Annotated in this window: 26 protein-coding genes; 3 read left to right on the top strand and 23 right to left on the bottom strand. The window is 57.3% G+C overall.

Annotated features, from left to right (window positions below; translation table 11 throughout):
- Positions 1-12: 12 nt before the first annotated feature.
- Entirely contained in the window at positions 13-1038 is a 1026-nt protein-coding gene (locus ERD84_RS05300; protein ID WP_167667334.1) for a C45 family autoproteolytic acyltransferase/hydrolase, read from the top strand.
- Here ERD84_RS05300 and ERD84_RS05295 read toward each other — a convergent pair.
- The 7 genes from ERD84_RS05295 to nirK all read right to left on the bottom strand — a co-directional run bounded on the left by ERD84_RS05295 (position 1035) and on the right by nirK (position 9071).
- Positions 1035-1895, bottom strand: coding sequence for an N-formylglutamate amidohydrolase (locus ERD84_RS05295; protein ID WP_130038552.1), 861 nt, complete (start codon positions 1893-1895; stop codon positions 1035-1037). The two genes, ERD84_RS05300 and ERD84_RS05295, sit on opposite strands and share 4 nt — an antisense overlap.
- Positions 1892-2908: an ABC transporter ATP-binding protein gene (locus tag ERD84_RS05290; protein WP_130038551.1), complete on the bottom strand. Its 1017-nt coding sequence runs from the start codon at positions 2906-2908 to the stop codon at positions 1892-1894. Before ERD84_RS05290 ends, ERD84_RS05295 begins: the two co-directional genes overlap by 4 nt.
- Positions 2905-3888, bottom strand: a complete 984-nt coding sequence (locus ERD84_RS05285) for an ABC transporter ATP-binding protein (protein WP_130038550.1) — start codon at positions 3886-3888, stop codon at positions 2905-2907. Before ERD84_RS05285 ends, ERD84_RS05290 begins: the two co-directional genes overlap by 4 nt.
- 8 nt (positions 3889-3896) lie before the next feature.
- Entirely contained in the window at positions 3897-4838 is a 942-nt protein-coding gene (locus ERD84_RS05280; protein WP_257215202.1) for an ABC transporter permease, read from the bottom strand.
- Positions 4835-5809 carry an ABC transporter permease gene (locus ERD84_RS05275; protein WP_130038549.1) on the bottom strand — a complete coding sequence of 325 codons (975 nt, stop codon included), beginning with the start codon at positions 5807-5809 and terminating at the stop codon, positions 4835-4837. Before ERD84_RS05275 ends, ERD84_RS05280 begins: the two co-directional genes overlap by 4 nt.
- 12 nt (positions 5810-5821) lie before the next feature.
- The gene (locus ERD84_RS05270; protein WP_130038548.1) at positions 5822-7405 is read right to left on the bottom strand and encodes an ABC transporter substrate-binding protein; all 1584 of its coding nucleotides are present in this window, start codon (positions 7403-7405) and stop codon (positions 5822-5824) included.
- Positions 7406-7586: 181 nt separating this feature from the next.
- Positions 7587-9071, bottom strand: coding sequence for a copper-containing nitrite reductase (nirK, locus tag ERD84_RS05265; protein WP_167667259.1), 1485 nt, complete (start codon positions 9069-9071; stop codon positions 7587-7589).
- Positions 9072-9315: 244 nt separating this feature from the next.
- Between nirK and ERD84_RS05260 the strand changes: the two genes are divergently transcribed.
- Entirely contained in the window at positions 9316-10032 is a 717-nt protein-coding gene (locus tag ERD84_RS05260) for a Crp/Fnr family transcriptional regulator (RefSeq protein ID WP_130038547.1), read from the top strand.
- Positions 10033-10133: 101 nt separating this feature from the next.
- Here ERD84_RS05260 and ERD84_RS05255 read toward each other — a convergent pair whose 3' ends face one another.
- The 10 genes from ERD84_RS05255 to ERD84_RS05210 form a co-directional block, all read right to left on the bottom strand.
- Positions 10134-10976, bottom strand: a complete 843-nt coding sequence (locus tag ERD84_RS05255; protein ID WP_130038546.1) for a formylglycine-generating enzyme family protein — start codon at positions 10974-10976, stop codon at positions 10134-10136.
- Positions 10977-11097: 121 nt separating this feature from the next.
- Positions 11098-12576, bottom strand: a complete 1479-nt coding sequence (locus ERD84_RS05250; RefSeq protein ID WP_167667257.1) for an aldehyde dehydrogenase — start codon at positions 12574-12576, stop codon at positions 11098-11100.
- A gap of 70 nt (positions 12577-12646) precedes the next feature.
- On the bottom strand, positions 12647-13819 hold the full coding sequence (locus ERD84_RS05245) for an iron-containing alcohol dehydrogenase (RefSeq protein WP_130038545.1): 1173 nt from the start codon (positions 13817-13819) through the stop codon (positions 12647-12649).
- The gene (locus ERD84_RS05240) at positions 13820-14710 is read right to left on the bottom strand and encodes an NAD(P)-dependent oxidoreductase (protein ID WP_130038544.1); all 891 of its coding nucleotides are present in this window, start codon (positions 14708-14710) and stop codon (positions 13820-13822) included.
- Between the two features lie 82 nt (positions 14711-14792).
- Positions 14793-16052: a TRAP transporter large permease gene (locus ERD84_RS05235; RefSeq protein ID WP_130038543.1), complete on the bottom strand. Its 1260-nt coding sequence runs from the start codon at positions 16050-16052 to the stop codon at positions 14793-14795.
- Positions 16049-16588 carry a TRAP transporter small permease gene (locus ERD84_RS05230; RefSeq protein ID WP_180001911.1) on the bottom strand — a complete coding sequence of 180 codons (540 nt, stop codon included), beginning with the start codon at positions 16586-16588 and terminating at the stop codon, positions 16049-16051. Before ERD84_RS05230 ends, ERD84_RS05235 begins: the two co-directional genes overlap by 4 nt.
- Positions 16588-17556, bottom strand: coding sequence for a TRAP transporter substrate-binding protein (locus tag ERD84_RS05225; RefSeq protein ID WP_130038542.1), 969 nt, complete (start codon positions 17554-17556; stop codon positions 16588-16590). The genes ERD84_RS05230 and ERD84_RS05225 overlap by 1 nt, the downstream gene beginning before the upstream one ends.
- A 76-nt stretch (positions 17557-17632) precedes the next feature.
- The gene (locus tag ERD84_RS05220) at positions 17633-18634 is read right to left on the bottom strand and encodes a transketolase family protein (protein ID WP_130038541.1); all 1002 of its coding nucleotides are present in this window, start codon (positions 18632-18634) and stop codon (positions 17633-17635) included.
- Complete coding sequence (locus ERD84_RS05215) at positions 18631-19479, bottom strand: transketolase (RefSeq protein ID WP_130038540.1); 849 nt, start codon at positions 19477-19479, stop codon at positions 18631-18633. Before ERD84_RS05215 ends, ERD84_RS05220 begins: the two co-directional genes overlap by 4 nt.
- A 10-nt stretch (positions 19480-19489) precedes the next feature.
- Positions 19490-20245 carry an SDR family NAD(P)-dependent oxidoreductase gene (locus tag ERD84_RS05210; RefSeq protein WP_130038539.1) on the bottom strand — a complete coding sequence of 252 codons (756 nt, stop codon included), beginning with the start codon at positions 20243-20245 and terminating at the stop codon, positions 19490-19492.
- Positions 20246-20396: 151 nt separating this feature from the next.
- Here ERD84_RS05210 and ERD84_RS05205 point away from each other — a divergent pair, with 151 nt between their 5' ends.
- Complete coding sequence (locus ERD84_RS05205; RefSeq protein ID WP_130038538.1) at positions 20397-21323, top strand: LysR substrate-binding domain-containing protein; 927 nt, start codon at positions 20397-20399, stop codon at positions 21321-21323.
- A gap of 81 nt (positions 21324-21404) precedes the next feature.
- Here the strand turns inward: ERD84_RS05205 and lipA are convergent, their stop codons facing one another.
- From lipA to ERD84_RS05175, 6 genes are all read right to left on the bottom strand, one after another.
- Positions 21405-22397: a lipoyl synthase gene (gene lipA, locus ERD84_RS05200; RefSeq protein WP_130038537.1), complete on the bottom strand. Its 993-nt coding sequence runs from the start codon at positions 22395-22397 to the stop codon at positions 21405-21407.
- A gap of 180 nt (positions 22398-22577) precedes the next feature.
- Positions 22578-23363 carry an enoyl-CoA hydratase gene (locus ERD84_RS05195; protein ID WP_130038536.1) on the bottom strand — a complete coding sequence of 262 codons (786 nt, stop codon included), beginning with the start codon at positions 23361-23363 and terminating at the stop codon, positions 22578-22580.
- A complete protein-coding gene (gene lipB / locus ERD84_RS05190) occupies positions 23360-24037 on the bottom strand; it encodes a lipoyl(octanoyl) transferase LipB (RefSeq protein ID WP_130038535.1) in 678 nt (225 codons plus the stop codon). The genes ERD84_RS05195 and lipB overlap by 4 nt, the downstream gene beginning before the upstream one ends.
- Positions 24038-24039: 2 nt before the next feature.
- Positions 24040-24327, bottom strand: a complete 288-nt coding sequence (locus ERD84_RS05185; protein WP_280634396.1) for a DUF493 family protein — start codon at positions 24325-24327, stop codon at positions 24040-24042.
- Between the two features lie 52 nt (positions 24328-24379).
- The gene (locus ERD84_RS05180; protein WP_130038533.1) at positions 24380-25243 is read right to left on the bottom strand and encodes a D-amino acid aminotransferase; all 864 of its coding nucleotides are present in this window, start codon (positions 25241-25243) and stop codon (positions 24380-24382) included.
- Positions 25244-25254: 11 nt separating this feature from the next.
- Positions 25255-26511 carry a D-alanyl-D-alanine carboxypeptidase family protein gene (locus tag ERD84_RS05175; RefSeq protein WP_130038532.1) on the bottom strand — a complete coding sequence of 419 codons (1257 nt, stop codon included), beginning with the start codon at positions 26509-26511 and terminating at the stop codon, positions 25255-25257.
- Between the last annotated feature and the right edge of the window lie 30 nt (positions 26512-26541).

Genomic DNA, 26541 nt, shown 5'->3' with positions numbered 1-26541 from the left:
ACCCATAAGAGAATCACTATGTTGTCACTTGTCGAAGCCTCCGGATCCCCCTTCAGCGCAGGTGTCGCGCTGGGCAAGTTCGGTGCTGAATCAGCCCACAGCTACCTGCTCCATTCGCCGTCGTGGGACAGCGTCATGGCTTGGCGCGGCAGCGCCGCCGCAGCATCCATGCTGGCCCTGGTCGATGCCCACTTCCCGCAAATACGCCAGGAACTCGAAGGCCTGGCCAGCGGCCTGGAGCTACCCTTTGAAGACGTATTTCTGTGGAATTGCCGTGGTGACCTGTGGTCCATGCCGCCCGACGGCTGCACCACCGTACAGCTACCCGGCACAGGGCAGCCACGCATTACCCACAATGAAGATGGTGACCCCGGCTTTGCCGGCCACTGCGGCATAGGCTTGTTTACGCCCGACAACGGCCCCGCCTTTGCCTCCTTTGTGTACCCGGCATCCATCCCGGGGCACACTTTCGCGGTGACCGCCCACGGCCTGGTCATGACGGTCAACAACCTGCGCTCGCGCCAGATCACTGCCGGTGTTCCCCGCATGGTGCTCACCCGCGCCATACTGAATCAAACCCATGTGGATCATGCCTTGACCTTGCTGCGCAGGGCCACAAAATCAGGTGGCTTCCACCTTAGCCTGGCCCAGCGCGGCCAGCCCGATTTATACAGTGTGGAATTCAATGCCCTGGGTGTCTCGGCCCACACCATGACCGCACCCGCATTGCATGCCAACCATTTGATTCATCCAGGATTCAGAGACCACCCGCAGTTGATTACCGATTCCTCGCGCTGCCGGCAGGAACGCGGCGACGCCCTGCTGGCCCAGGGCCAGCTTGACCCGCTCGTCATTCTGGCCGACCAGGCCAATCAGGAATTTCCTATTTATCGCAACGCCCCCGACGATAGCGACAATGAAAACACCATGGCCACCGTTGATATTCATGTCGGCGCCAGCCACGTCGAATGGTCGGTCTACGCCCAGCCTGGCCAGCCTGCCCAATACAAACTGGCCGATGCAATGCTGAAACCCTAGAGCGTCGATTCGACGAACTCGCCCACTCTGGCGCTCAGGAGCGTCAGATCGTTTTGCAGCACCTCAAAGTTGGCATTCTTTTCGTAGCGCTTCTCATCCATATACAAAGCCCGGTTCACCTCGATCTGCAGACTGTGCCGGTTGTCGTCCGGGCGCCCCATGCGGGCAATCAGCGCCACCCCTTTGAAAGGATCGTTGCGAGCCACGGTGTAGCCACGCTCGAGCAGGAAGTCTTCAATAATGCCGATCAGCGTGGGGTCGCAAGTCGTGCCATCGCGATCACCCAGCACAAAATCCGCCAAAGGCTTGTCGGTCTGGATTTCGAGCACCTCGTAGGAATTGGCGGGCATCGAATGCAGGTTCAAATGCCATACCACGCCAAAGCGTTCGTGCGCGGCTTCTATTTGCCGCGCCAGCGCTGCGTGATAGGGCTGGTGATAAGTGGCGATGCGATGCTCGACTTCAGCGACCCACAATTTGCGATCGTAGATGGGCTGGGTACGCCCCTTGCGCCAGATCAGCCCATGACCCAGCCGGGTTTTCTCAGTGGGATGCAGCGCTGTCGGCCAGGGTTCGGCCAACAGGGTGACGTCGATATCGTCCGTGTCGCGGTTGGGGTCTATGTATGAGCGAGGGAAATTCGCCGCCAGCAAACTGCCTCCCACGGACGGAATTGCCTGCCACAGCTCATTGACATACGTGTCCTCGGCCGAACGCAGTTCAGACACCGGTATGCTGTACTGGAAGTCGGCCGGATAAGTCGTACCGCTGTGCGGTGAATCGCACACCAGCGGTATGGCGCTGCGAGTCGGCAACAATAGTTCGTAAGGCTCAAAGTCCGAGTCGGCAAATTTCATGGTGTCTCCTGGTTCAAGTGACAGGCGCTCAAATGCTGTACGCCTCCGCTATTGATATCTCGCAACAAGGGGCGTTCTACCTTGCATCGGTCCATGGCCATCGGGCACCGTGGATGAAAGGGACAACCCGGCGGAGGATCGATGGGCGAAGGCAGCTCGCCCTTGATCGGATCGAACTGGCGCTGACCCGTACGCAGCACAGGCAGCTCTTTGATCAAGGCCTGCGTGTACGGATGGTTGGCGCGGCTGAAGATGGTGTCGGTGTCGGCCAGCTCTACGATGCGACCCAAATACATAATGGCCACGCGATCGGAAATATGGCTGACCACACCCAGGTTGTGACTGATGAAAATATAGGTCAGCGCGAACTCGTGACGTAGCTGAATGAACAGATTCAGCACCTGCGCCTGGATCGATACATCGAGTGCCGCCACCGCTTCATCGCACACCAGCACCGACGGCTTCAGCGCCAGGGCACGCGCCACGCCTATGCGCTGGCGCTGCCCCCCCGAAAACTGATGCGGATAGCGGAAGCGATAGGCGGGATCCAGGCCGACTTTTTGCATCAGCTCGGACACATAAGCTTCTTTGCCCGACCGTTTGACCAGACCATGCACCACCGGACCTTCACCGATGATGTCCAGCACCCGCATGCGCGGGTTGAGCGACGAATAAGGATCCTGGAAAATCATCTGTACGCCCAGATCGTATTCGCGCCGCAGCACCGGCGTCAGCTTGTTGACCGGCGTGCCCTTATACAAAATCTGGCCAGCGCTGGGCGGCAATATACCCGTCAACATGCGTCCCAGCGTGGACTTGCCGCAGCCTGACTCACCCACCAGGCCTATCACCTCGCCCTCCCGCACGGCCAGGTCGACACCAGCCACGGCCAGCACAGAACGCGGCGCGGCGCTCCCCTTGAGCATGCGTCCCAGCCGCTCCACCATATCTACCGGCTGGCTGTAGCGGCGCTGCACATCCTGCAGACTCAATATCGTGTTGCTGCCGCTCATGTCTGCACCCCCTTGTGCCAGCAACTGACCCAGTGTCCTGCTGCGGCTTCCTCGAGCACAGGCGTATTGACACACTGCTCTGTAGCACGATAGCAGCGCGCCTGAAAGGGACAGCCCGGAGGCAGATTGAGCAAAGAAGGCGTCGAGCCTGGTATCTGGAACAAGGTCTCGCCCCGTGTTGAAATCGACGGTATCGAGGAAATCAAGCCGTGCGTATAAGGATGCTGGGCGGCACCTATGATCTGGCCCGTGGGCCCGGTTTCGACTATGCGTCCGGCATACATCACCGCCAGCCTGTCGGCCAGCCCCGACACAATGGCCAAATCGTGGGTAATCCAGATCAGGGCCGTGCCCATCTCGCGGCACAGCTTTTGCACCTCGTACAGAATCTGCCCCTGTATCGTCACATCGAGCGCCGTAGTGGGCTCGTCGGCAATAATCAGCTTGGGTGCATTGAGCAAAGCGATGGCAATCGCAATACGCTGGCGCATGCCGCCGGACAATTGATGCGGATACACCAGCAGGCGATCGGCTGGCGACGGTATGCCCACCATACCCAGCACCTGTATGGCGCGCGCCCGCGCTGCCTTGCGCGACACCCGGTTATGCGCCTGTATGGCCTCTATCATCTGGGTATCCACACGCAAGGTGGGATTCAGCGTCATCATCGGATCCTGAAAGATCATCGCCATATCGCGCCCACGCAACTGCCTGTACGCATCGGCCGGCAAAGTCTGCAGATCGTGGCCATTGAAGTGAATGCGGTCAGCCTGTATGCGCCCCGGCGCATCAATCAGCTTCATCAGGGAAAAGCCGGTAATACTCTTACCCGACCCCGACTCACCCACCAGACCCAATATTTCGCCATGTTTTAGCTGCAGCGACACACCGTCTACCGCTTTGATGATGCCCTCGCGGGTATGGAACCAGGTCTTCAGGCCCTGGACATCCAGCAAAAGAGAAGAAGTTGCCGTCGTCATGCTCAGCCCTAGATCTCGTTGCGCGGGTTAAGGATATCGCGCAGATGGTCACCAACCAGATTGATGGCCACCACCACCAGCGCCAGCGCTATGCCCGGAAAAAAGGATATCCAGTAGTTGCCCGACATCAGGAACTCAAAGCCATTGGAAATAAGCATGCCCAGCGACGGTTCGGTCACCGGCACACCTACCCCCAGGAAGGACAAGGTGGCCTCTAGTGCAATGGCATGAGCCAGGTCTATGGTGGCAATAACCATGAGCGGCGGAATACAGTTGGGAAAAACATGGCGCCATAAAATGCGATGCCACGACAACGACATACAGCGTGCTGCTTCCACGTACTCTTTGTTGCGCTCGACAATGGCCGCACCGCGCGCCGCACGCGCAAAATAGGCCCACTGCACAGCAATCAGGGCATAGATGACCTTGTCCACCCCCTTGCCCAACACCGCCAGCAGGACCAAGGCCAGCAAGATGGAAGGAAACGACAGTTGGATGTCGACGATGCGCATCAGCAGCGCATCGATACGGCCACCGAAATAGGCCGAAATCAGGCCAACCGCAGCACCAATCAGAAAGGCCACCGACACCGACACAAAGCCCACGAACAGACTGATGCGCAAACCATACAGAATGGCCGAGAACACATCACGCGCCTGCCCGTCCGTCCCCAGCCAATACGTCAGGCTGCCGTCCATATTGGTGCTGCCTGGCGGCAGCTTGGAGTCGAAAATATCGAGTGTGGCGATGTCGAAAGGATTTTGCGGTGCAATCCATGGGGCAAAAATAGCCATGACCAGGCAGAGCAGCAGCAGTATCAAGCCCAGCACCGCCAGCTTGCTCGAGCAAAACTGCGCCAGAAACAGCCTGGCCTGACTTTCGTGAACGACTGTTGCGGTGGGCTGCCCCACAGGCAATACGGCGTCGGTGCTGTTCTGATGGGCGCTCATGCCGATCCTCCCAGTCGCACACGTGGGTCGAGCACGGTGTAGGCAATATCCACCAATAAATTAAGCGTAGCCAGAAACACCACGGTCAGCATCAGGTAAGCCACCACAACCGGGCGGTCGAGCGTAATGATGGAATCAATCAGCAGCTTACCCATGCCCGGCCACGAAAACACGGTTTCTGTGACGACGGCAAAGGCAAACACCTGGCCATACTCCAGCCCGCCTATGGTCACAATGGGAATCAAAATGTTCTTCATCAGATGCACACCCAGCACACGGCGTTCACGCAGGCCTTTGGCACGGGCAAACTTGATGTAGTCTTGCGGCAGGCACTCACGCGTGGCCGCACGCGTCACCCGTATGATGAGCGCGCATTTGGCCACTGCGATAGTCGAAGCCGGCAGAATCAGGTTCTTGAAGCCGTCCCAATTGAAAATACTGAGTTTGATGGGTCCGAAGCTTTCAACGGTACCCCGCCCGCCCGCCGGCAGCCAGCCCAGCATGACGGCAAACAGCATGATGAGCATCAGGCCTACCCAGAAATTAGGCAGGGAAAAGCCCAACACCGAGCCCGCCATAATGCCGCGCGCACTCTTGTTGTTGGGCTTGAGTCCCGCATACACACCCAGCGGTATGCCTATGACCAGCGACAGGAACATGGCCAGGGTGGCCAACTCGAGCGTGGCCGGCATGCGCTCCAGAATCAGATGCATGGCAGACTCGCCGGTCAGGAAGCTGGCGCCAAAGTCGAGCTGCAGCGCCTTGCCCAGGAATATGCCGTACTGCCGCCACAAGGGCTGGTCCAGCCCGAAAGACTGACGAATCAGCTCGCGCTGGACCTCAGTGGCTTCGGGGCTGGCCAGCATATCGACCGGGTCGCCCACCAGATACAGGCCCCCGAACACCAGGGCCGACATGACCAGGACTACAAGCAGCGTCTGCAGTACACGACGAACAATAGTCGATAGCACTGTGACTCTGGCTTACTTGGCAATCGTCATGTCTTGGGCCAGCGTCATTTGGTCGGCACGGCCTCCGTAGCGGACATCATTCTTCATGGCCCAGACAGAGAGTTCGAACTGCAGCGGCAAAATGCCATAGTCTTCCATGACCAGGTTACCGGCCTGCTGCAACAGCTTCGAACGCTTGTCGTCATCGAGTGTGACGGAGGCTTCGGCAACGAGCTTGTCCATGTCAGGATTGGAGTATTTGCTCCAGTTGGTGGTGCCCAGGCCTTTCTCTTTGTTTTTGGTAACCACCAGCGATTTGAGCGGGTTGAGCATTTCGCCGGAACTGGCCGCCCAACCTGCCAGATAAGTACTGAAAGCATAGGCATTGCGCTGCTTGAAGAAAACAGGCGGCGCCATGGTCTCGACATTGGTCTTTACACCGATGCGTGCCCACATGGCGGCCACGGCCTGGGCAATACGCTTGTCGTTGGTGTAGCGGCCGTCAGGCGAACCCAGCGACAGCGTGAAGCCCTTCGGGTAACCGGCTTCAGCCATCAGCTTCTTGGCCTTCTCGGCGTCGACGGTCTCGGCCTTGGAGTGTTTTTCAGACGTGCCAAAGGCCGGATAGGCCAGCAGATTGCCCGCAGGCAAGCCTACGCCGTCCATGATGCGCTCGACAATAGCCTTGCGATCGATGGCCAGCGACAGCGCCTGCCGCACGCGCTTGTCGGCCAGAGGGTTCTTGCCGTCGGTACCTTCCATGCCGGGAGGCGGTTCGTCGCCCTGGTTCATTGCCAGATAGATGACACGCACCGAAGGGGTTTCTTGTATGTACAGGTTTTTGTCTTTCTTGAGCTTGGGCAGATCGTCGGTGGGTGGGTCTTCAATGACGTCGACGTCGCCGGCCAACAAGGCCGCCACGCGGGCTGCCGAGTTGGAAATGGGCCGGTAAGTGACCTTGTCCCAATCGGGCTTGTCGCCCCAGTAATGTTCGTTGCGCTCGAGCACGATTTCGGCCCCGCGCTTCCAGGAGACAAATTTATAGGGCCCGGTACCCACCAGGCCATCGCCACGGTTAAGCTCGACGGTGGTCTTGCCTTCGGGGGCCGGCCCGGCAGCCGCCTTGTGCGACATGATGGGCACCATGGACAAATTGGCCAGCAGGACAGGCGCTGGGCCCTTGGTGGTGATCTTGATGGTGTGCGGATCGGGCGCTTCGACCTTGTCGATGGAACTTAAATAAAGGGAATACGACGAGGGGCTGTTAGGCACCTTGGGCACGCGGTCGTAAGTAAAGATGACGTCTTGGGCCGTAAAGGGCGAACCATCAGAGAACTTGACATCGGGGCGCAGCTTGAACGTCCAGACATTGCCATCTACCGTCCAGGACTCAGCCAATGAGGGCACCGGCTTGGCCGTGCTATCGGTGCGCACCAGCGGGTCGAACATGGTTTCCGACAACTGCGTGTTGGGTGTCAGGGAGTGGAACTGCGGATCCATTGAGCTCGGCTCGGAGCGCAAGGCGATGGTCAGGTCACGTGCCTGCGCCATGCTGGCGGCGCCAAGAAAACACGCGGCCATGGCCGACAAAAGAATGGTCTTACGAATGAGTTTCATTGTGTGCTGCCCTTTATGCGGTGTAATTAACGGGGTAAGCCAAACACTACGGAAAACTGCAATATGACGGAGAAAAGAAAAACGCTCCGTGCCAAAGAGGCATGGAGCGAGTGTAGCGACCCAAGCAGTTTTACATGATCGGTATTTTCCCCATGATACGTAATGGGGTATTTCCCGATGTTTACTGCACGCTGCTCATCATGTATTGAACTGCAGCGCGCAAGGTTGCATCGTCAGCCGATGTGGCCCCACGCGGCGGCATGGCACCTTTACCCTGGATGGCAACTGCCAGGACAGAATCCAGACCTTTTTCGACCATGGGAGCCCAGGCTGTCTTGTCGCCGAGCTTGGGCGCGTTGGCCACGCCCGTGCTATGGCAAGCCACACAAGACGTCTTGTACAGTTTCTCGCCGTCGGGGTGTGTCGACGCAACTTTCCTGGCGGCCGGTTTGGCAGCGGCATGCTTGGCCCGTTCAGTGGTCTTGACCGCCGGCGCGGCAGCGACCTTGTCAACTGCGGGCGTCAGTGCTGGCCTGGTACCTGCCAACTGGGTAGCCCGCTCTTCGAGCATGGCGGCGGTTTCTTTCGTGATCGGGCCGGTTGCCTTGATTTGCTTCATCAAGTCGTCGTCCCATTTGCCCTCGACCACGAAGTGTCCGGCAGCACCCAGTTCGAATGCCTCGATCAAGTTATGGTTGACGTAGGCATACACACCAGGCTGCTTGAAGGTATACAAGGCTGCGCCGGCCGAACCACCCCGAATGAACCAGGTTTCCAGGTTCTTTTCTGGTTCGTTGGCAAACTTGCCCGTTTCCCAGACCCAATCGCCGTGTCCACCAATAAGGTGAGGACGCGTGTCGCGATTGGCCTGCGAATGAATCATCAGCACGGTTTCGCCTACATTGGCCTTCATGGCACCTTCGCCAGTCAGTGCACCGACCTTGCCATTGAAGACCACATGCGTGGGGATCAGCTTGCGCATAGCTTCGACGGTGTCGGAATAGCTGTCGGCCAACGAAGCGTAGTCTTTGTACTGACCGTTTTCGTCCTTGGGAATGTACAGATCGAACTCTCCTATGGAATAGACCCGGTCGTACTTCAGCTCATTGCCCTCGGGGTCTTTCAGGCCATCGCGCGGGAGCACCATGATGGTGCCGCTCATGCCCGAGACCACATGCCAGGGCACCATACCTTCAGGCGCACAGTGATACACGAACACACCGCTGCGGTCTGCCTTGAAACGCATGGTGGCTTGCTCGCCGGGAGCCACATCAGTCAGCTTGGCACCGCCCAGGGCGCCGGTTGCCGCGTGAAAGTCAACGTTGTGCGGCATAGCGTTACTGGCCGGATTGACCAAGGTGATTTCGACATAGTCACCCTCGTGCACCACCATGGTGGGGCCCGGCATGGAACCATTGAAGGTCATGGCCTGCAGCGTTGTGCCCTTGTCGTCGATCACGATTTTCTTTTCTTCGATAACCATCGTGAACTCGACCACCTTGGGTTCCGCCGATGCCTTTTGCGTATGAGCATGCACCAAAGGTGGGGCCACCAGGTCTACTTTGACACGATCCAATTTATCGGCCAGGTCTGCAGCCCAGGCTGGGGCGCCCATCATAAGGGCGGTCATCATTGCAGCTAACAGGGTTGGACGAAACGCTTTCATTTTGCTACTCCCTTCAGTCACTTGCTTTAGTAATGTCTACAGCTCTATTGGACTCTTGCGCGGAACTTCCTTCTTTGTTGCAGCGCAAACTCGGAGAGCGATTCCTCGGGTTTATACGTAGATACACGAATAGATGTCATCGCCCAAAACTCTTGCGAAGAATCAATGCTTTAGATCGGAAAATTTCAGGGCTCGATGCTAGAATCAGAGGTCGTACGCCTACAACCAGCTGCAGGAAACCCACATGCCCCAAGAGCTAAGCCGAGCGCTGATCAAGAACCTTGATTTTTTCAAGGCCATGCCCGATGCCGCACTCGATGCTGCCCTGAAAAGTGCGCAGGTATGTCGCCTGGCCGACGGCGATGTGGCCTTTCACCAGGGCGAGGCGGCCACCCAGTTCTTTGTGCTGCTGCATGGCCATCTGAAAGTGGTGCAGATCACGCCCGAAGGCGAACAGGTTGTCGTGCGCTACGTCAATCCGGGCGACGTCTTTGGCATTGCCAGGGCCATGCAGCGCAGCCACTACCCGGCCTCTACGGTGGCCGTACAAGAAAGCATCGCCCTGGCCTGGCCATCTTCAGAATGGGACCAGTTCATTTCAGGCAACCCCCTGTTTGCCGTCAATGCCCTGCAAACCGTAGGCCAGCGCCTGCAGGACGCCCATTCGCGCATACGCGAGCTGTCTACCGAAGAGGTCGAGCAGCGGGTGGCGCGCGCCATCTTGCGGCTGACCGACGAGTCAGGCGAAAAGACCGATGAAGGCATACTGATCAACTTCCCCATTACCCGCCAAGACATCGCCGAAATGACCGGCACCACCTTGCATACAGTCAGCCGCTTGCTCAGCGCCTGGAAGGAGCGCGGCCTGGTCAACAGCGGACGCAAGCGCATCGTGGTGTCAGACCTGAACGAACTGATACGCCTGGCCGAAGGCGCCCCCACCACGAAAGCTGCAAATTAATTCCATTTCCAAATCAATCGTGAACGCAAAGGCAAAGCGCAGACATTACTAGCGTAAGGCAAGCGACGCCGACAAAGTGCACGGTTGATTTGGAAATGGAATCAGTCGCGCACCAGCCTGAAGCCCAGATTGCTGGGCGGTATGCCCACCGAGCAGGCCCCGCCCTTGGGGTCGCGGACAAAGTCGGTAATGACGCTGCGGTGCGGCCCCGCCACGACCCGCACCCCGCAGTTTTGCGTGCTGCGGGCATCGACGCTATCGCTGATATCCAGGTTGTAGCGGCTATGGCAGGTGTCGGTCCAGTCCCAGACATTGCCCACCATGTCCTGCATGCCGGTCTCGTTCTGGCCAAAACCGCCAAATGGCCGCAATTGCGCATCTACCGCGGTCTTGCGCTGTGTTTCAAGCTTGTATTCGGCCAGCCAGCGCTGCGCTGGATCGGCCGGGTCGAAGGATTCAAGCACGATATCCTCTTTGTATCCGGGGCCGGCCGCATGCACCCATTCGGCAAAGCTGGGCAAACGATAGTGATGGCCGGTTTCTGTCGACAACCAGGCAGCGTAGTCGGTGGCATCGCGCCAGCTGACGCCTACCACCGGCAGGTCGGGCGACACGGCATCGCGCTGGTCTTTATCGAGGCGCTTGCATGCCTTGGCCGCCACGCAGGCCGCAAATTCGGCCTGACTGACCTGGCGCTGCATGATATGCAGGGCGTTATCGAAACTGATCTGTGTGAGCGGTGGACTGACGGGGTACCCGCCTTTCAGGTATTCACCGGGCGGGTAATAGCTGAGCTCGCCCGGCTTGATGATCGCAATGCCCTGCATGTCGTCGGTCGTGGACGTGCCGGCGGCCTTGTCGCTGCCGGCGCCGCAACCAGCCAATATAGCGGCCATGGCAGCAAGAAGAATCGTCGAGGACAGCGTTCTGGCGGGGACAAGCATGTTCAAACCTTTGAGTGCTGGCCGGCAGGACCGGCGCTACACCTCTATTGAACCTGCTTTGCCCCAAGGCTTCTTTGTTGCAGCGCAAAGACGGAACACGCTTGGCCCGTCGCGGCTGACATCAACGAATAATGAAAGGGTTGGGAGTTTCTGTGGCTGTCGATATCCAGATGGACTTGGTTCGCAAATACTCACGAATACCTTCCTGGCCACTTTCTTTGCCCAGCCCACTGTGTTTGAAACCGCCAAACGGCGTCAGGTAGCTCATGGTGCGATAAGTGTTGACCCAGACCGTGCCACTTTCCAGGCGGTCCGGCAGTAGCAGCGCACGGCGTAGATCCTCCGTCCATACACCCGAGGCAAGCCCATACAGACTGTCGTTGGCAATGGCCACAGCCTCGTCTTCGTCGTCAAACGGAATAATGGACAAAACCGGACCAAAAATTTCCTCTTGTGCAACTCGCATGGAGTTCCGGACATTGGAAAAAATGGTGGGTTCGACAAACCAGCCGTTCTCGAATTCAGGAGCTTCGGGCCGCTTGCCCCCCAACAGGCACGTCGCACCTTCGCGCTTGGCAATATCAATATAGCCTGTGATTTTTTCCAACTGAGGAAGATTGGTAACCGGTCCTACCTGCGTATCCGCGCTCATGGGATTACCGATTTTTGCGGTACGAGCGAAATCAACCAGGCGCTCTACAAACTGATCATGGATGGATCGTTGAACCAACAACCGCGACCCGGCAACGCAGGTTTGGCCGCTAGCCGCGAAAATGCCCGACACAACCCCTTTGACTGCATTGTCCTGGTTGGCATCCGCAAAGACGATATTGGCGGATTTTCCGCCCAGCTCCAGCGTGACACGCTTCATGCTTTCTGCAGCCGAGGCATAGATTTTTCGGCCCGTCGCATCAGAACCCGTAAATGCCACCTTGGATACCAGAGGATGACTGGACAAGGGCGCACCAACCTCAGGTCCCATCCCGGTCACCACATTGAACACACCAGGAGGAAAACCAACATCATCGAGAATCCTGGCAAACTCAAGCAAGGAAGCACTGGTGTATTCGGACGGTTTGAACACCAGGGTGCATCCTGCCGCAAGGGCCGGCGCCATCTTCCAGGATGCCAGGAACAAAGGTGAGTTCCAAGGAATAATCGCTGCCACAACCCCAACCGGCTCATGCTTGGTAAAGTTGAAATGCCCCGCCTTATCGGTGGGTATGACCGAGCCTTCGATTTTGTCTGCCAGACCACCAAAATAATAAAACCATTCACGCATATAGCTGGTCTGGGCCCGCATTTCCGAGAAAAGCTTGCCATTGTCACGCACCTCAATCTCCGCGAGATGGTCGGCATACTCGGCCAGGGCGTCGCCCAGCTTGCGCAGCAAAGCGCCGCGTGCACTGGCCGTCAACCCGCGCCACTCCGGACTGTGCAAGGCCCGGTGTGCCGCCGTTACGGCGCGGTCTACATCATCCTGGTCACCACTGGGAATCAGTGCCCATGGCTGCCCGGTGTACGGATTGAACGACTCAAAGCTGCGACCCGAAGCCGCATCTTCCCAACGGCCATCAATATACATACGGTATTGTTTCAAAACTGTCTCCTGTAAATGAAGTGCGTGTGCTGCGCAAAGCGATGTATCACAAGGCTGATGAGGTCATGCCTTAGGCGGGAGTACGAAAGGCGCGCTCCAGAATACCTATCAGGCCTTCATAAGTGACATGCCTGGGGTTGGGCTGCACTTGCCGCGAGTTCGTCATGCCATCGCGAGCGATGTCGTCCATGCCGGATCGGGGTACGTCCAGCTCTTCCAGGTAACGAGGAATGCCGATATCCTGTGACAAGGACTCCACCGCTGCGATCGCACGTTCGGCAGCCGCACGTACCGACAAGCCTTCGACGGGCTCTCCAAGAGCCTGGGCAATATCGGCAAACCGCTGGGTCGCGGCAACCAGATTGAAACGCATCACATGCGGTAACAGAACCGCATTGGCAATGCCATGCGGTATGTTGTACAGCCCGCCCAGTGGCATGGCCAATCCGTGCACCATACCCGTGGCGGCACTACCAAATGCCAGCCCCGCATACAGGCTACCCACCAGGGCATCTTCGCGTGCGCGCAGGTTCTGGCCATAGTGCACGGCCGTACGCAGCGACCTGCCCAGGCGGCGTATGGCTTCCAGTGCAAAATAATCCGTAAGCGGTTGTGCGAATCGCGACACGTAAGCCTCGATGGCATGAGTAAGGGCATCCATCCCGGTCGCAGCGGTAATGTGACCAGGCAAGCCTGTGGTTAATGCCGCATCCAGAATGGCGCAATCAGCCATAAGATACCGGCTCACGATGCCCTTTTTGGTCTGGGCCTCTTTAAGACTCAGCACTGCCACGTTCGTGACTTCGCTGCCCGTACCCGCAGTGGTCGGAATGAGTATCTTGGGCAACCCCGGATTAGGCACTTTCTCGATACCCAGGTAATCGGCGGTTTTACCCGGATTAGTCACCAATATCGAGGTGCATTTGGCGGTATCGATCGGGCTACCTCCGCCCAGCCCCACAATCAGGTCGAAACCATGCTGCTTGGCGTAGGCAGCACACTGATCAACACTTTCCACGCTGGGGTCGGACTCGACATCACTATAAATACTGACCTGATATTCATTGCTCAGCAGCTCACTGACCATCGCCGGAATACCCGTTTTGATCAGCCCTGGATCAGTCACGATCAGAATATTACTGGCATTGAAGCGGGCAACTTCAGCAGGCAGATTTTGCGCAAGTTTGCTCGTTCCTTGCACGATGCGTGGCATGGGCTGAAATACCGATGTAGGCTGCAACATTTACTTCTCCTGTTTGGCAGCCACGTTCAAGACATGGTAGCTGCGTATGACCTGGCTATCGTCTGCCAAACCGTCACCACGGCCAGACGTTGCCAAAAACATTTGGTGCGCGGCGGCGGCAATGGGCAACGCGGCCCGCACATCTCTGCCGGTTTCAAGCACGATATTCAGATCTTTCACAAAAATATCGACGGCGCTGGTGACTTCAGGATCGTCCTGCAGCATGCGCGGGCCACGATCATGCAACATCCAGCTTGAAGCGGATGAACCGCGCATGATGTCCAATAGCAACTCAAGATCGATATTGGCCTTGCTTGCCAGACTGAACGCTTCCGCCATGACAGCTATATGCACGCCACACAGCAGCTGATTCACGGTTTTGACAACAGCCCCCTGCCCTGGCTCCTGGCCAACGTGAAAGATGCGCTCTCCAAGCGCCCGAAAGATGTCGTGAACTTGATCAAAACTGACCTGATCTGCCGCAGCCATGATCGTCAGCGAGCCTGCTTTGGCCCCAGCCACGCCACCCGATACCGGTGCATCGACAAAACGTCGATTTTTGTTGGCCACCAGTTTATGCAGGCGTTGTACGTCTGCCGCCGGGCAAGTCGACATCAGGCAAACCACCCCGTTGTCCGCAAGCCCATCCAGCACATTGGGTTGCATAAGAATATGCTCGGCCTGCTTGGCGTTAACCACCATCAGCATGAGCACATCGGCATTATGCGCAGCCTCGGCGGCCGACCCTGCCCGAATACCGCCTGCCAGCACCAAGTCATCCAGCGCCAAAGTATTCAGGTCGACACCGCGAACCTCAAACCCTTTGCTCAACAGATTCCTGGCCATGGGCAGGCCCATCGCGCCCAACCCCACAAAGGCCACTACACTCATTTCAAAATACTCCGCACAATAAAACCCCGGAGGCACGGCTGAATATCAGCCGGCCAGCGAGTAAAAGTAGTTGTTGTTGCAATCAATACAAAGTGAATGCCGGGAAGTAAGAAAGCAGACCCAAAACCAGAATGGCGACGGCGTAGAACGGCCAAAGCTCTTTAGCAATGCTTCCGACCCGCTCTTTGGATATCGCCGCGGCAATAAACAAAGTCGTTCCTACAGGCGGCGTGAACAAGCCAATGCTCAGATTAATGGCCATCATTACGCCAAGCTGAACCGTATCAAGGCCTATTTCGTTAGCCATTGCCACAAAGGTGGGACCCAGCAGCAGGATTGCAGCCGGCAAATCCAGGAACATGCCGACAAACAACATAATGATGTTCATCATCAAGATGACCAGCTCGGGCGACTTCAGAACATCCATCGTCCACTTGGCCGCCATATTGGGGACATCTTCCATGATCAGCACGTAGCCAACCAGATTGGACGCCGCGATCACCAACATAACGACCCCGGTTGTCACTGCTGTGCCGACCAACGCGTCATATACCCGTTTTACGCTAAGGTCGCGATACACGAGGGCGCTGACAACAAAGCCATAGGCGACCGCCACAACACTGACCTCGGTGGGCGTGGCAATACCGCCCCGCAACAACACAAGGATCAATATAGGCATGATCAATGCAGGCATGGCGGTCACCGCCGCACGCAAGATGCCTTTCAAAGTGACACCTTGCGCAAGTCTCGGGAAATTACGCAGCCGTCCGCTGAAATAGCAAACAAGGATAAAGCCCACACACAGCATTAAACCTGGCAACACACCGGCAAGAAACAATGCTGCGATGGATTCATTGGCAACCGATGCATACAAAATCAACGGAATGGAGGGCGGAATCATCCCTGCAATAACGGATGACGCCGCAATCGAGGCCGCACCAAACGCCGGCGGGTAACCCACCCTTTTTTGCCAGGGAATGATCATGCTGCCCAATGCTGAAGCCTCTGCGACTGCTGAGCCCGACACGCCGCCAAATACGGTGCAACCCACCACGCCTACTTGCCCCAGGCCACCATGAAAACGACCGACCAACGCCGTCGCGAATTCAATCAACTTCTTGCCCAGCACACCACCCATCATCAGGTTTCCGGACAAGATGAAGAACGGTATGGCCAGCAGCGGAAAGCTTTGGGTGGGCTGAAACAGCTTGACGACCGCCACCACACTAGGCATACCACCGGCCGTGATGACTGCAATGCCGGAACTGATCACCAGAGCGAAACCAACAGGCATCGCCAGTACCAACAGCACCATGAATATGGCCAACATGAGGAAGGTCATATGTCTTCCTCCGCCTTGTGTGCCCGCACGGCAGCGGGATCAGGAGCGACTACCAGCTGGACAATCGTGCTCAAGGCCGTCAGCGCAACGCCAACGAATCCCGCAATCAAGGACAAATAAGCCCATTTGGCAGTAATGCGCGTCACGGGAAAGACTTCTGTTCCGGTCACCTCGATGACTCTGAGCCCCACTTCGGCCAAATAAAGAAACACCACAATCAACATCAGCTGCAGAGCGATCAGCAAAATACGCATGCTGGTCTTTCCCAGAATATGCAGAATCGCGGTGACTGCTATATGCTGGCCCCGCTGTGCGGCCAGTACGACACCACTCATGACCAGCCACGGAAACAGCAGACTGGGCAGCTCGGTAGGCCAGCCCAAGCCACTGTTCGTGGCATAGCGCACCACCACTTCGAGCAACAGCGCCACAAACATGGCCAACAATGAACCCAGGGCAATAACCACCGAAGCAAGATAAATGACTTTATCCAGCCCAGTGGCTGCCCTTAAGGGCAAGCCATTGGTGCCGCTCATTAATCCCTCGCCTCGCTGACAACCAGCTCGACCATTTCGGGGTAATCCTTACGCCATTTATCGTACACACCCTTGGTTTTTTCGATGAAGGGCGCGGAGTCGATTTCGTTGATTTCAAGGCCGGCATCCAGGAATACCTGGCGTAGCTTGGCATCTGACTTCAATGACTCTTCACGGTTGAACTTGGCCGCTTCGACGGCTGCTTCTTTGATCAGGGCCTGGTCTTTTTTGGAAAAACCGTTAAACACGATTTTGCTGGCCAGGAAGGGCGTGGTTTCGTACTTGTGCGCCGTCATTGAAATGTATTTCTGCACTTCATGCAGCTTGGTGGAATAGATATTCATGAACGGATTTTCTTGTCCGTCTACAACACCCTGCTGTAGCGCAATGTACAACTCGGAAAAGGCCAGCGGCGTAGGGTTGGCGCCCAGTGCAGTAAAGATGTCGATCGTGACAGGATCGGGCGGAGTACGCAGCTTGATCCCTTCAAGGTCCGCAGGAGTCTTGATGGGGCGCACATTGTTGCTGACGTGGCGGATGCCGTTATCCCACAAGGACAATAGCACCAGCCCCTTTGCATCGGCCAGCTCGGCCAGCTTGTCGCCAACCGGCCCATCGATAACCTTATAGGCATGCTCGAGATCCTTGAACAGGAATGGCAGGCCCAGTACCGAAAACTCCGGAACAACACCCGAGGTAGGCCCTTGGGAATTTGCACTGAAGGCCAGTGTACCCAGACGCATATTGGTGAGCGATTCAACATCTTCACCATATTGGGCGGCACCACCCACTTCTACTTTAATGCGCCCTTCGGTTTTTTCCTCGACCAGCTTGGCAAACAGCAAGGACGCTTCAGATTTGGGATTTCCGGGTGATGCGTTATGCGAAAGCCGCAACACTTGCTGAGCCGAAACCGGAAGCGCCATGATCGACGCGGCAACCAGCAAACCGAATAGTGTTTTTTTCATTAATTTGTCTCCTGACTATTGTTGTGTAATAAGAAAAAGGGGCTGCACGCAGCAGCTTCCCCTTTGTGCTAACTGCCTACTTCAGCCATTGCTTGATGCGCTGGCTTAATACTTCGGTGGATATTCCGTAGCGGTCGTGCAAAGTGGGCAAAGCCCCCGCATCCAGAAACTCGTCGGGCAGACCCGCCAGGCGGAATGCCGGGGTAACGCCGTTCTCTAGCAGCAAGGCGGCGACTGCCTCGCCCAGCCCCCCCATGACGGAATGGTTTTCCGCAACCACCACCAGGCGTCCGGAGCGCCCGGCCTCTTTGAGTATCGTTGCGCGGTCCAGGGGTTTGATGGTGGGCACATGCAGCACCGCTACACCCACGTTTTCTTTTTTGAGTGCCTTGGCGGTTTCCAGTGCACGCATGGTCAACAGACCGCTGGAAATGATCAATACATCATTCCCGTCGCATAGCAATTTGGCCTTGCCCAGCTCAAACTTGTAGTCGTACTCATCAAGGACAACGGGCACATTCCCGCGCAACAAACGCATATAGACGGGTCCGGCGTGCGCCGCAATGGCGGGTACGGCCTGTTTGAGCTCGAGCGCATCGCATGGATCAACAATGGTCAGGCCGGGAACGGCGCGCATCATGGCAATGTCGTCGGTAGCCTGATGGCTGGGTCCATACCCTGTAGTCAAGCCCGGCAAGGCGCAGCAGATTTTGACGTTGAGATGCTCTTCGGCGATGATTTGATGAATAAAGTCGTAGGCACGACGTGTTCCAAATACGGCATAGGTCGTGACAAAAGGCACGAAGCCTTCTTTTGCCATACCGCCTGCCGCGCCCATCAGCAGCTGTTCGGCCATGCCCATCTGGAAGAAGCGATCAGGATGCGCCTGAGCAAATATATGTAAGTCGGTGTATTTGGCCAAATCTGCGGTCATACCGACGATCTCGGGGCGATGCCTGGCCAACTCGGCCAGCGCATGGCCAAACGGAGCCGATTCGACCGGCTGGCCATCAGCCGCAATCGAAGCGATCATGGCCGAGGTCGTCAACTTGGGTTTTTTAAGGCTTGCAGTATTCATGACTCACACTCTTCCAGGTTTGCGGCATCCAGAATCGCAATGGCTTGCTGCCATTCCGAAGCTTCCACACGAATGAAATGGGTTTTGTCCCGCTGTTCCAGGAAGGGCACACCTTTACCCATGAGGGTGTCGAACAGAATGACTCTGGGCTTGGCCTCGTCAAGGTTCCTGGCCGCATCAAAAGCGGCAACAACAGCGGGCAAATCGTTGCCATTGACACGCTGCACATGCCAGCCAAACGCGTCCCATTTATCGGCCAGCGGCTCAAAGCCCAGTATCTTGTTCGAGTTATCGTCGGCTTGCTGATTATTGATGTCGACCAGACAGATGAGGTTGGAAAGACCGTGGTGGCTTGCCGACATGGCCGCTTCCCAGGTAGCACCCTCATCAAGCTCGCCGTCGGACATCGAGTTGTAGACGAATTGCTTGCCGCCTTTTTGCTTGAGTCCCAGGGCCATGCCCACAGCGATGCTGAGGCCTTGCCCCAACGAGCCGCCGGATATTTCCATGCCCGGCGTATAGCTGGCCATACCCGACATGGGTAAACGGCTGTCGTCCGACCCATAGCTCTCAAGCTCTTCCACAGCGATGACACCCGCCTCTATCAGTGCAGCATAAAGAGCAATGGCGTAATGGCCATGCGAGAGCAGGAAGCGGTCACGCCCTTCCCACTCAGGGTTGGCGGGATCAATATTCATGGCATGGAGGTAGGCAGCAGCCAGCACATCCGCGTAGCCCAGCGCCTGGCCGATATAGCCCTGCCCTTGAACCTCGCCCATTTGAAGGGCGTAGCGCCTGATTCGATATGCCCGGTGCGCAAGGGCAGCCAGTTGTTCTGTAGTCATAGTTCGTCCATTAATGAATGAGCATGCCGCCGTTAACATCCAGCGTGACGCCGGTTAGATAGCTGGATAAATCGCTTGCCAGGAACAGGCAGCAGTTAGCCACATCGACTGCCTCACCCAGGCGATTCAATGGAATGCCTTTTAGAATTTCGGCCTTCATCTCGGGGCCCAGCTTACCGGCGGTAATGTCGGTTTGAATGAGTCCGGGAGTGAGCGCATTGACACGCACGCCATCGGGACCAAGTTCGCGGGCCATGGCGCGTGCCAGACCCAGCACGCCCGCCTTTGCCGCCGAATAATGAGGGCCGCCGAAAATACCGCCACCGCGCTGGGCCGACACCGACGACAGACAAACAATAGAACCTGATCCCGCCTGGCGCATGGTCGGAATAACCGCCTGACTCATGTATAGTGTGCCGCGCAACGACACGTCGGTGATACGCTGGTAATCTTCGCCGGTAATATCCATGATTTTGGATGGCTGGGTAATACCTGCGTTATTCACCAACACGTCGACCTTGCCATAGCTTTGCAACACCGTATCGACCGCCTTCTGGCAATCATCCCGGCTGGTGACATTACCGGCGAGCCCCAGATGACCTGGCCCCAGGCTTTCCGCCGCAGCGCTTGCCGCGCCTGCGTCCAGATCGACGATCACCACGGTTGCGCCATGCTCGGCAAAAAGCTTTGCCGTACGACGGCCAATGCCGTTCAACGAAGCAGCACCCGTAACGATTGCAACTTTATTGCTCAGTAGTCCTTGCATTTTTTGCCTCTGTCGTTTTATGTTGCGCCACGATGACGCTTTAGTTATTGATGAATTCTAGTAACCCTTTATGCATCCGACAAACGAATAAAGTCGCCATACAGATGAAGCAAATTCACCCGAAAGACCAAGGTTCAGATAAAGGCTCACCATGCGACCATCACTTTCCCTAAAGTCTATTCAGGCCTTCGAAGCCGCCGCGCGCCTGGGCTCTTTTGCCGCAGCAGCAGCGGAACTGAACCTGACGCCATCGGCCATCAGCCATCAGATCCGCTTGCTGGAAGAAAGAATGGGCATTACCTTATTTCACCGCATTCATCGGGGAATCGTATTGACCGACGCGGGACGCCACTACGCCGAAGCGATTACGCGTGGGCTGGGCATTATCGACGCGGCCACGCTCAATATGCAGAACTATGGCAAGCAAGATATTCTCACCATCCACTGTGCACCGACCCTGGCATCACAATGGCTCATGCCCAAGCTCTCACACTTCAGCATGCTTCATCCCGATATCGGCATAAGGCTCAACGCCTCAACCAGCCCCATCGATTTGACGGCGGAGGCAGCGGATTTTGATGTTCGATATGGCCCGGTGAATCCAGAACCAGGCACTATCGTCGTCCCTTTTCCCAAAGAGCCCCTGGCAGTCATGTGTGCGCCCGAGGTAGCTTACGGAGACAAACCCATCAACAGTCCAAAAGACCTTCAACATCACACCCTTATCCAATCGGAAGTCAACCTGATTACCTGGCAGGACTGGGCCAAGCAGCATCAGGTGAGCGCTTCTGATATGCACTACGGTCCACGATTCGATCGCTCATTCATGGCCATCAGCGCAGCTGTCGATGGATTGGGCGTGATATTGGACAGTCGACTGCAGACCGAGCGGGAGGTAGCAAGTGGCAAGCTGGTTCTGCCCTTGGGAACAGAACCCGCCCTGCTGGTTTATCACCGTCTGCTGTACTTGCAGGCGAAAGCTCACCTGCCCAAGATGGTGGCATTCAAAGACTGGCTGTTCGACCAGTTGAATGAGTCTTTCAATAAATTGAACGGCCCCAAAACGACAAACGCCTGAGCGTCACGATTCGGCGCATAGAAGAAATAGCGCTTGTAGCGCCGGTTCAAGCGGCGCTACAAGCATTCCCGGCGCAAGCCCTTAAGCTACTCCGGCGCGGTGCGCCTGCTCGTCGGCATGGTAGGACGAGCGCACCATGGCACCCACGGCAGCGTGGGTAAAGCCCATGGCATAGGCTTCGCGCTCGAGCATCTTGAAGACGTCGGGATGTGCGTAACGCAATACCGGCAGGTGGTGTTCGGAGGGCTGCAGATACTGGCCTATGGTCAGCATGTCGACATTATGCGCACGCATGTCGCGCATGACCTCAAGGATTTCTTCGTCGGTTTCGCCCAGGCCCAGCATCAGGCCCGACTTGGTGGGCACGTCGGGATGCAAGGCCTTGAAGTCGGACAGCAGCTTGAGCGAGTGCTGGTAGTCGGAACCCGGACGCGCCTGCTTGTACAAACGGGGCACGGTTTCGAGATTGTGGTTCATGACGTCGGGCGGACCATCGTTGAGTATGCCCAGGGCGCGATCGAGCCGACCACGGAAGTCGGGCACCAGCACCTCGATGCGGGTGGTGGGCGACAGTTCGCGCACCTGGCGTATGCATTCCACAAAGTGGCCGGCACCGCCGTCGCGCAAGTCATCGCGGTCGACCGAGGTAATGACCACATACGACAGCTTCATGGCGGCAATGCTGCGAGCAAGATTGACGGGCTCGTTGACGTCAAGGGGATCGGGGCGACCGTGGCCCACATCACAGAAAGGGCAGCGACGCGTGCACTTGTCGCCCATGATCATGAAGGTAGCCGTGCCTTTGCCGAAACATTCGCCGATATTGGGGCACGAAGCCTCTTCGCACACGGTATGCAGATTGTGTTCGCGCAGAATTTTCTTGATGTCGTAAAATCGCGATCCGGGCGCGGCGGCCTTCACACGTATCCACTCGGGCTTTTTCAGACGTTCGGTCTGGACCACCTTGATGGGGATACGCGAGGTCTTGTCGCCCGACTTCTGCTTTTGCGTTGGGTCGTAGGCGGGACGCACGGTAGGTTTACGGACGGCAGACTGATCAACAGGTGTAGTCATACGATTCCCTGCGCACAAAACCTTTTTTGTGCGCTAAAAATGGCAGCGTGCTTCACGCGTCATTATTGAAAGAACGTCGATAAGCGACATGAGCGTCGTTTATCGGGCATAGAAGTCTAATCGTGCATTTTAACGCGCGACCCCTTGCCTTACCTAATGGCCCTGCGGGCGTATCAGAAATTACCTGCCCTTCCAGACAGGCTGTCGCTTCTGAATAAAGGCGTCTATGCCTTCGGCGACGTCTTCGGCCATCATGTTCTGCGCCATGACCTGGCCGGCGTAGTCGTAGGCGTCACCGAGGTTCATGCCACGCTGGCGCTGGAACATGCCCTTGCCGGTGCGCACCGCCACCGGGCTTTTGTCGCAAATGGACCGCACCAGTGCATCGATTCGGGCGTCCAGTTGGTCCAGCGGCACGACATCATTGACCAGGCCATGCGCCAAGGCATCGTCGGCACTGATGAATTGGCCGGTCATGAGCATTTCAAAGGCTTTCTTGGCAGGCACATTGCGCGTCAGGGCCACGGCCGGTGTCGAGCAGAACAGGCCCACATTGATGCCCGACACCGCAAACTTGGCCGTATCGGCCGTAATCGCCAGGTCGCAGCTGGCTACCAGCTGGCAACCGGCTGCCGTGGCCATGCCATGCACCTTGGCGATGACCGGCACGGGCAAATTCACGATGCTTTGCATGACACGGCTGCATTGCGCGAACAGTTGCTCGTAATAATGTTGCTCAGGGTTGGAGCGCATTTGCTTCAGGTCATGTCCGGCGCAAAACGCGCGGCCATTGGCGGCCAGCACTACGCAGCGCACGCTGTCGTCCTGCGCAACGGCCGCCAGTGCATTGCGCAAAGCCTCAAGCAGCTCTTCGGACAAGGCATTGAATTGATCGGGTCGGTTCAGGGTCAGCGTGACGACGCCGGCTTTTGCCTCTGTCAGCAAAACTGTGTTGTCCGATGTCATGCCGGTTCTCCTTGATTAAAAGCCTGCATCAGGCGCCGGGCCAGCAGATCGCCCACTTCGGCAACCGTAGCCTGTACGCCACAAGATCGCAAATCCACTGTCTGCAAGCCTTCGTAGCCGCAAGGGTTGATGCCCAGGAACGGATCCAGATTCATGTCTACATTCAGAGCCAGGCCATGATAGGCACAGCCTTTGCGTATCTTGATGCCTAGCGCCGCAATCTTGGCCAGACCGTCATCGCCCGGCCCGGGCGCCAGACGGAATTCTGGCAATAGATGGGAAACCGGTACATAAACACCCGGTGCGCCGGCCTTGCGGCACGCCCCAGCCAGACCCAGTTCGCCCAACACCTGGATGATTACATCTTCGAGCAAGGCCACATATTCTTTGACGAACAAATTCATGCGGCGCAAATCGACCAGGCAATACGCCATGACCTGGCCTGGTCCGTGATAGGTCACCTGCCCGCCGCGATCACAGTGCACCACGGGCACACTGCCGCTATTGAGTACATGCTCCGGCTTGCCGGCCTGGCCCAGGGTATACACGGGCTGGTGCTCGGCCAGCCAGATTTCATCGGGAGTACCGTCGGTGCGTGCCTCGGTGAACTCGCGCATGGCTTGCCATACCGGCAAGTATTCGACAGGCCCGGACAGCCACTTGCAGTGAGTCATGCCTACAGCACTATGGAAACCATATGGTGGCCATGCAGGGCGCGATATAGGTTGTCCAGCTGCTCGCGCGAGGTGGCACGCACAGTAAAAGTAAGACCCAGATACTTGCCGCTGCGACTGGGCCGCATTTCGACGGTAGCCGGATCGAACTCCGGATCGAACTCGCGCACCAGTTCAGTCAGCATCTGCGCAAAATCAGGATGCGCCTTGCCCATGACTTTAATGGGAAAGTCGCTGGGGTATTCGATGAGCGAGTCTTCTGGTGGAATGTCTTGCATGGTCATATTGATCGTGGCTGTACCTGCTGGCGTCGCTACCTATAGGGCCACGGCGCCAGAAGACCTACAGCGCTTCGATCGCCTTATCGTAGCCGGCGCGCAGGCGTGCATAGACCGGGCCAGGTTTGCCCGAGCCCACCGGCTTGCCGTTGTAGCGGGTAATAGGCAGCAATTCTTTGGTAGCTGACGACAGCATCAGCTCGTCGGCCTCGTCGACCTCTTGCTGCGAAATGGGCCGGGCCGCAAAGGCAATGCCATCGGCGTCAGCCAGCTCTTCCATCAGGCCGTAACGTATGCCTTCGAGGATGAGATTGCTGCGTGGGGGAGCCAGCAGCTCGCCATTTTTGACCATCCAGATATTGCAGGACGAGCCTTCGGACAAATAGCCATCACGAAACTGCAGGACTTCGTCAACGCCCGCATCGACCGCATGCTGCTTGGCCAGCACATTGCCGAGCAAGGAAACCGACTTGATCTCGCAACGCAACCAGCGCACATCGGGGATGCCTACTGCCGACAGGCCCTGTTCGCGCGCAGCGGCGCCTGGCCGTGCGAAAGGCGAAACCATGCAGAAAATGGTGGCTGGCGTATTGGCCGGAAAGCCGTGGTCGCGCTTGGCCACGCCTCGGGTAACCTGTATGTAAACCATGCAATCGCCCAGGCCCGAGCGCTTCAGCAGGTCGAGCACCAGCGCTTCCCAGTCGGCACGCTTGAGGTCGACCTTGATATCGATGGCCGCCAGGCTGCGCTCGAGGCGGGCCAAATGGCCATCCATGCGAAACGGCTTGCCATTGTAGGCAGGCACCACGTCGTAAATACCGTCACCGAAAATAAACCCGCGGTCCAGCACAGAGACCTTGGCGTCGCCCAAGCGAACGTAGTCGCCATTCAAGTAAACAATACTGTCGTTATCGACATTGGGAATCATGGTGGTGTGCCTTACTGAAATAACAAACGGACTTTATCGACGATACGGCTGAAGAAACCCGCCTGAGGCACGTCGGCCAAGACATAGAGAGGATCTTCGCGCAGCACACGGCCATCGAGCGACAGCGTTACCTTGCCGACCTTGGTACCCGCTTTAAGCGGTGCAACCAGTGGCTGGTTGTATTGGGCAACCGGCTTGATCTGCTCGGCCTTGTCGCGCGGGACGGTGACCCAGGTGGGGGTAGTCGAGCCCAGGCCTACATTTTTGGCCTCGCCTTCCCACACCCTGGCGGTGACGGCAGGCTTGTCGTTGTCGTACAGCTTAATGGTGTCAAAGTTCTGGAAGCTCCAGTTCAGCAGCTTCAGGCTGTTTTCAGTACGGGCCGCATCGCTGGCCGCACCCACAATCACCGACACCACACGGCGGCCATCGCGCAAGGCCGTGGTCACCAGGCAATAGCCGGCCGACTGTGTATGCCCGGTTTTCAGGCCGTCGACGGTGGGGTCGGACCAGAGCAGGCGATTGCGGTTGTTTTGCTTGATGTTGTTGTAGGTGAATTCTTTCTGGCTGTAATAGTGCAGATACTGCGGAAAATCAGTCACCAGATTCTTGGCCAGCATACCCAGGTCGCGCGCGGTAGTCAGGTGCGTAGCCCCTGGCAGACCGGTGGAGTTTTCAAAATGCGTGTCGCGCAAGCCTTGTCTTGCGGCTTCTTCGTTCATGAGCGTAACGAAGGCATCTTCGCTGCCAGCCACAGCCTCGGCCAAGGCCACCGTAGCGTCATTGCCCGATTGCACGATTACGCCCTGAAGCAGGTCGTCGACCGAAACCTGGCTGTTCACCTTGATGAACATGCGCGAGCCTTCGGTCTTCCAGGCCTTTTCCGATACCGGTACTTTTTGGTCTAGCGTCAGCCTGTTGTTTTCAAGGGCTTCAAATACCACATAGGCCGACATCAGCTTGGTCAGCGATGCGGGCTCGACGGGCTCATCGAGATTCTGGGCGGCAATGACCTGACCACTGTTTACGTCTAGAGTCATCCAGGCGCGCGCCGTAAGCGCGGGCGCAGGTACCGTGGCCAGCTCGCCGACCGTAGTTACGGCCGTGCTGACAGGACTAGTGACCGGACTGACCGCGGTTTGCGCCGCATCGGCCGGTGCGGCGGCATCTTGAGCCTGGGCAACGGCCGACGCCAGGGCCAGCGTCAGGCTGACGGCATAAGCAAGGTATCGGGGAGAATGGGCACGAGGTTTTTGTTGAAATGTCATTGGCGTATCGTAAATGAATTTGAACGGAGC

Origin of the sequence: Pollutimonas harenae, assembly GCF_004153685.1 — a bacterium.
Classification (GTDB): domain Bacteria; phylum Pseudomonadota; class Gammaproteobacteria; order Burkholderiales; family Burkholderiaceae_B; genus Pusillimonas_C; species Pusillimonas_C harenae.
This window is presented reverse-complemented; position numbering and strand designations above follow the sequence as displayed.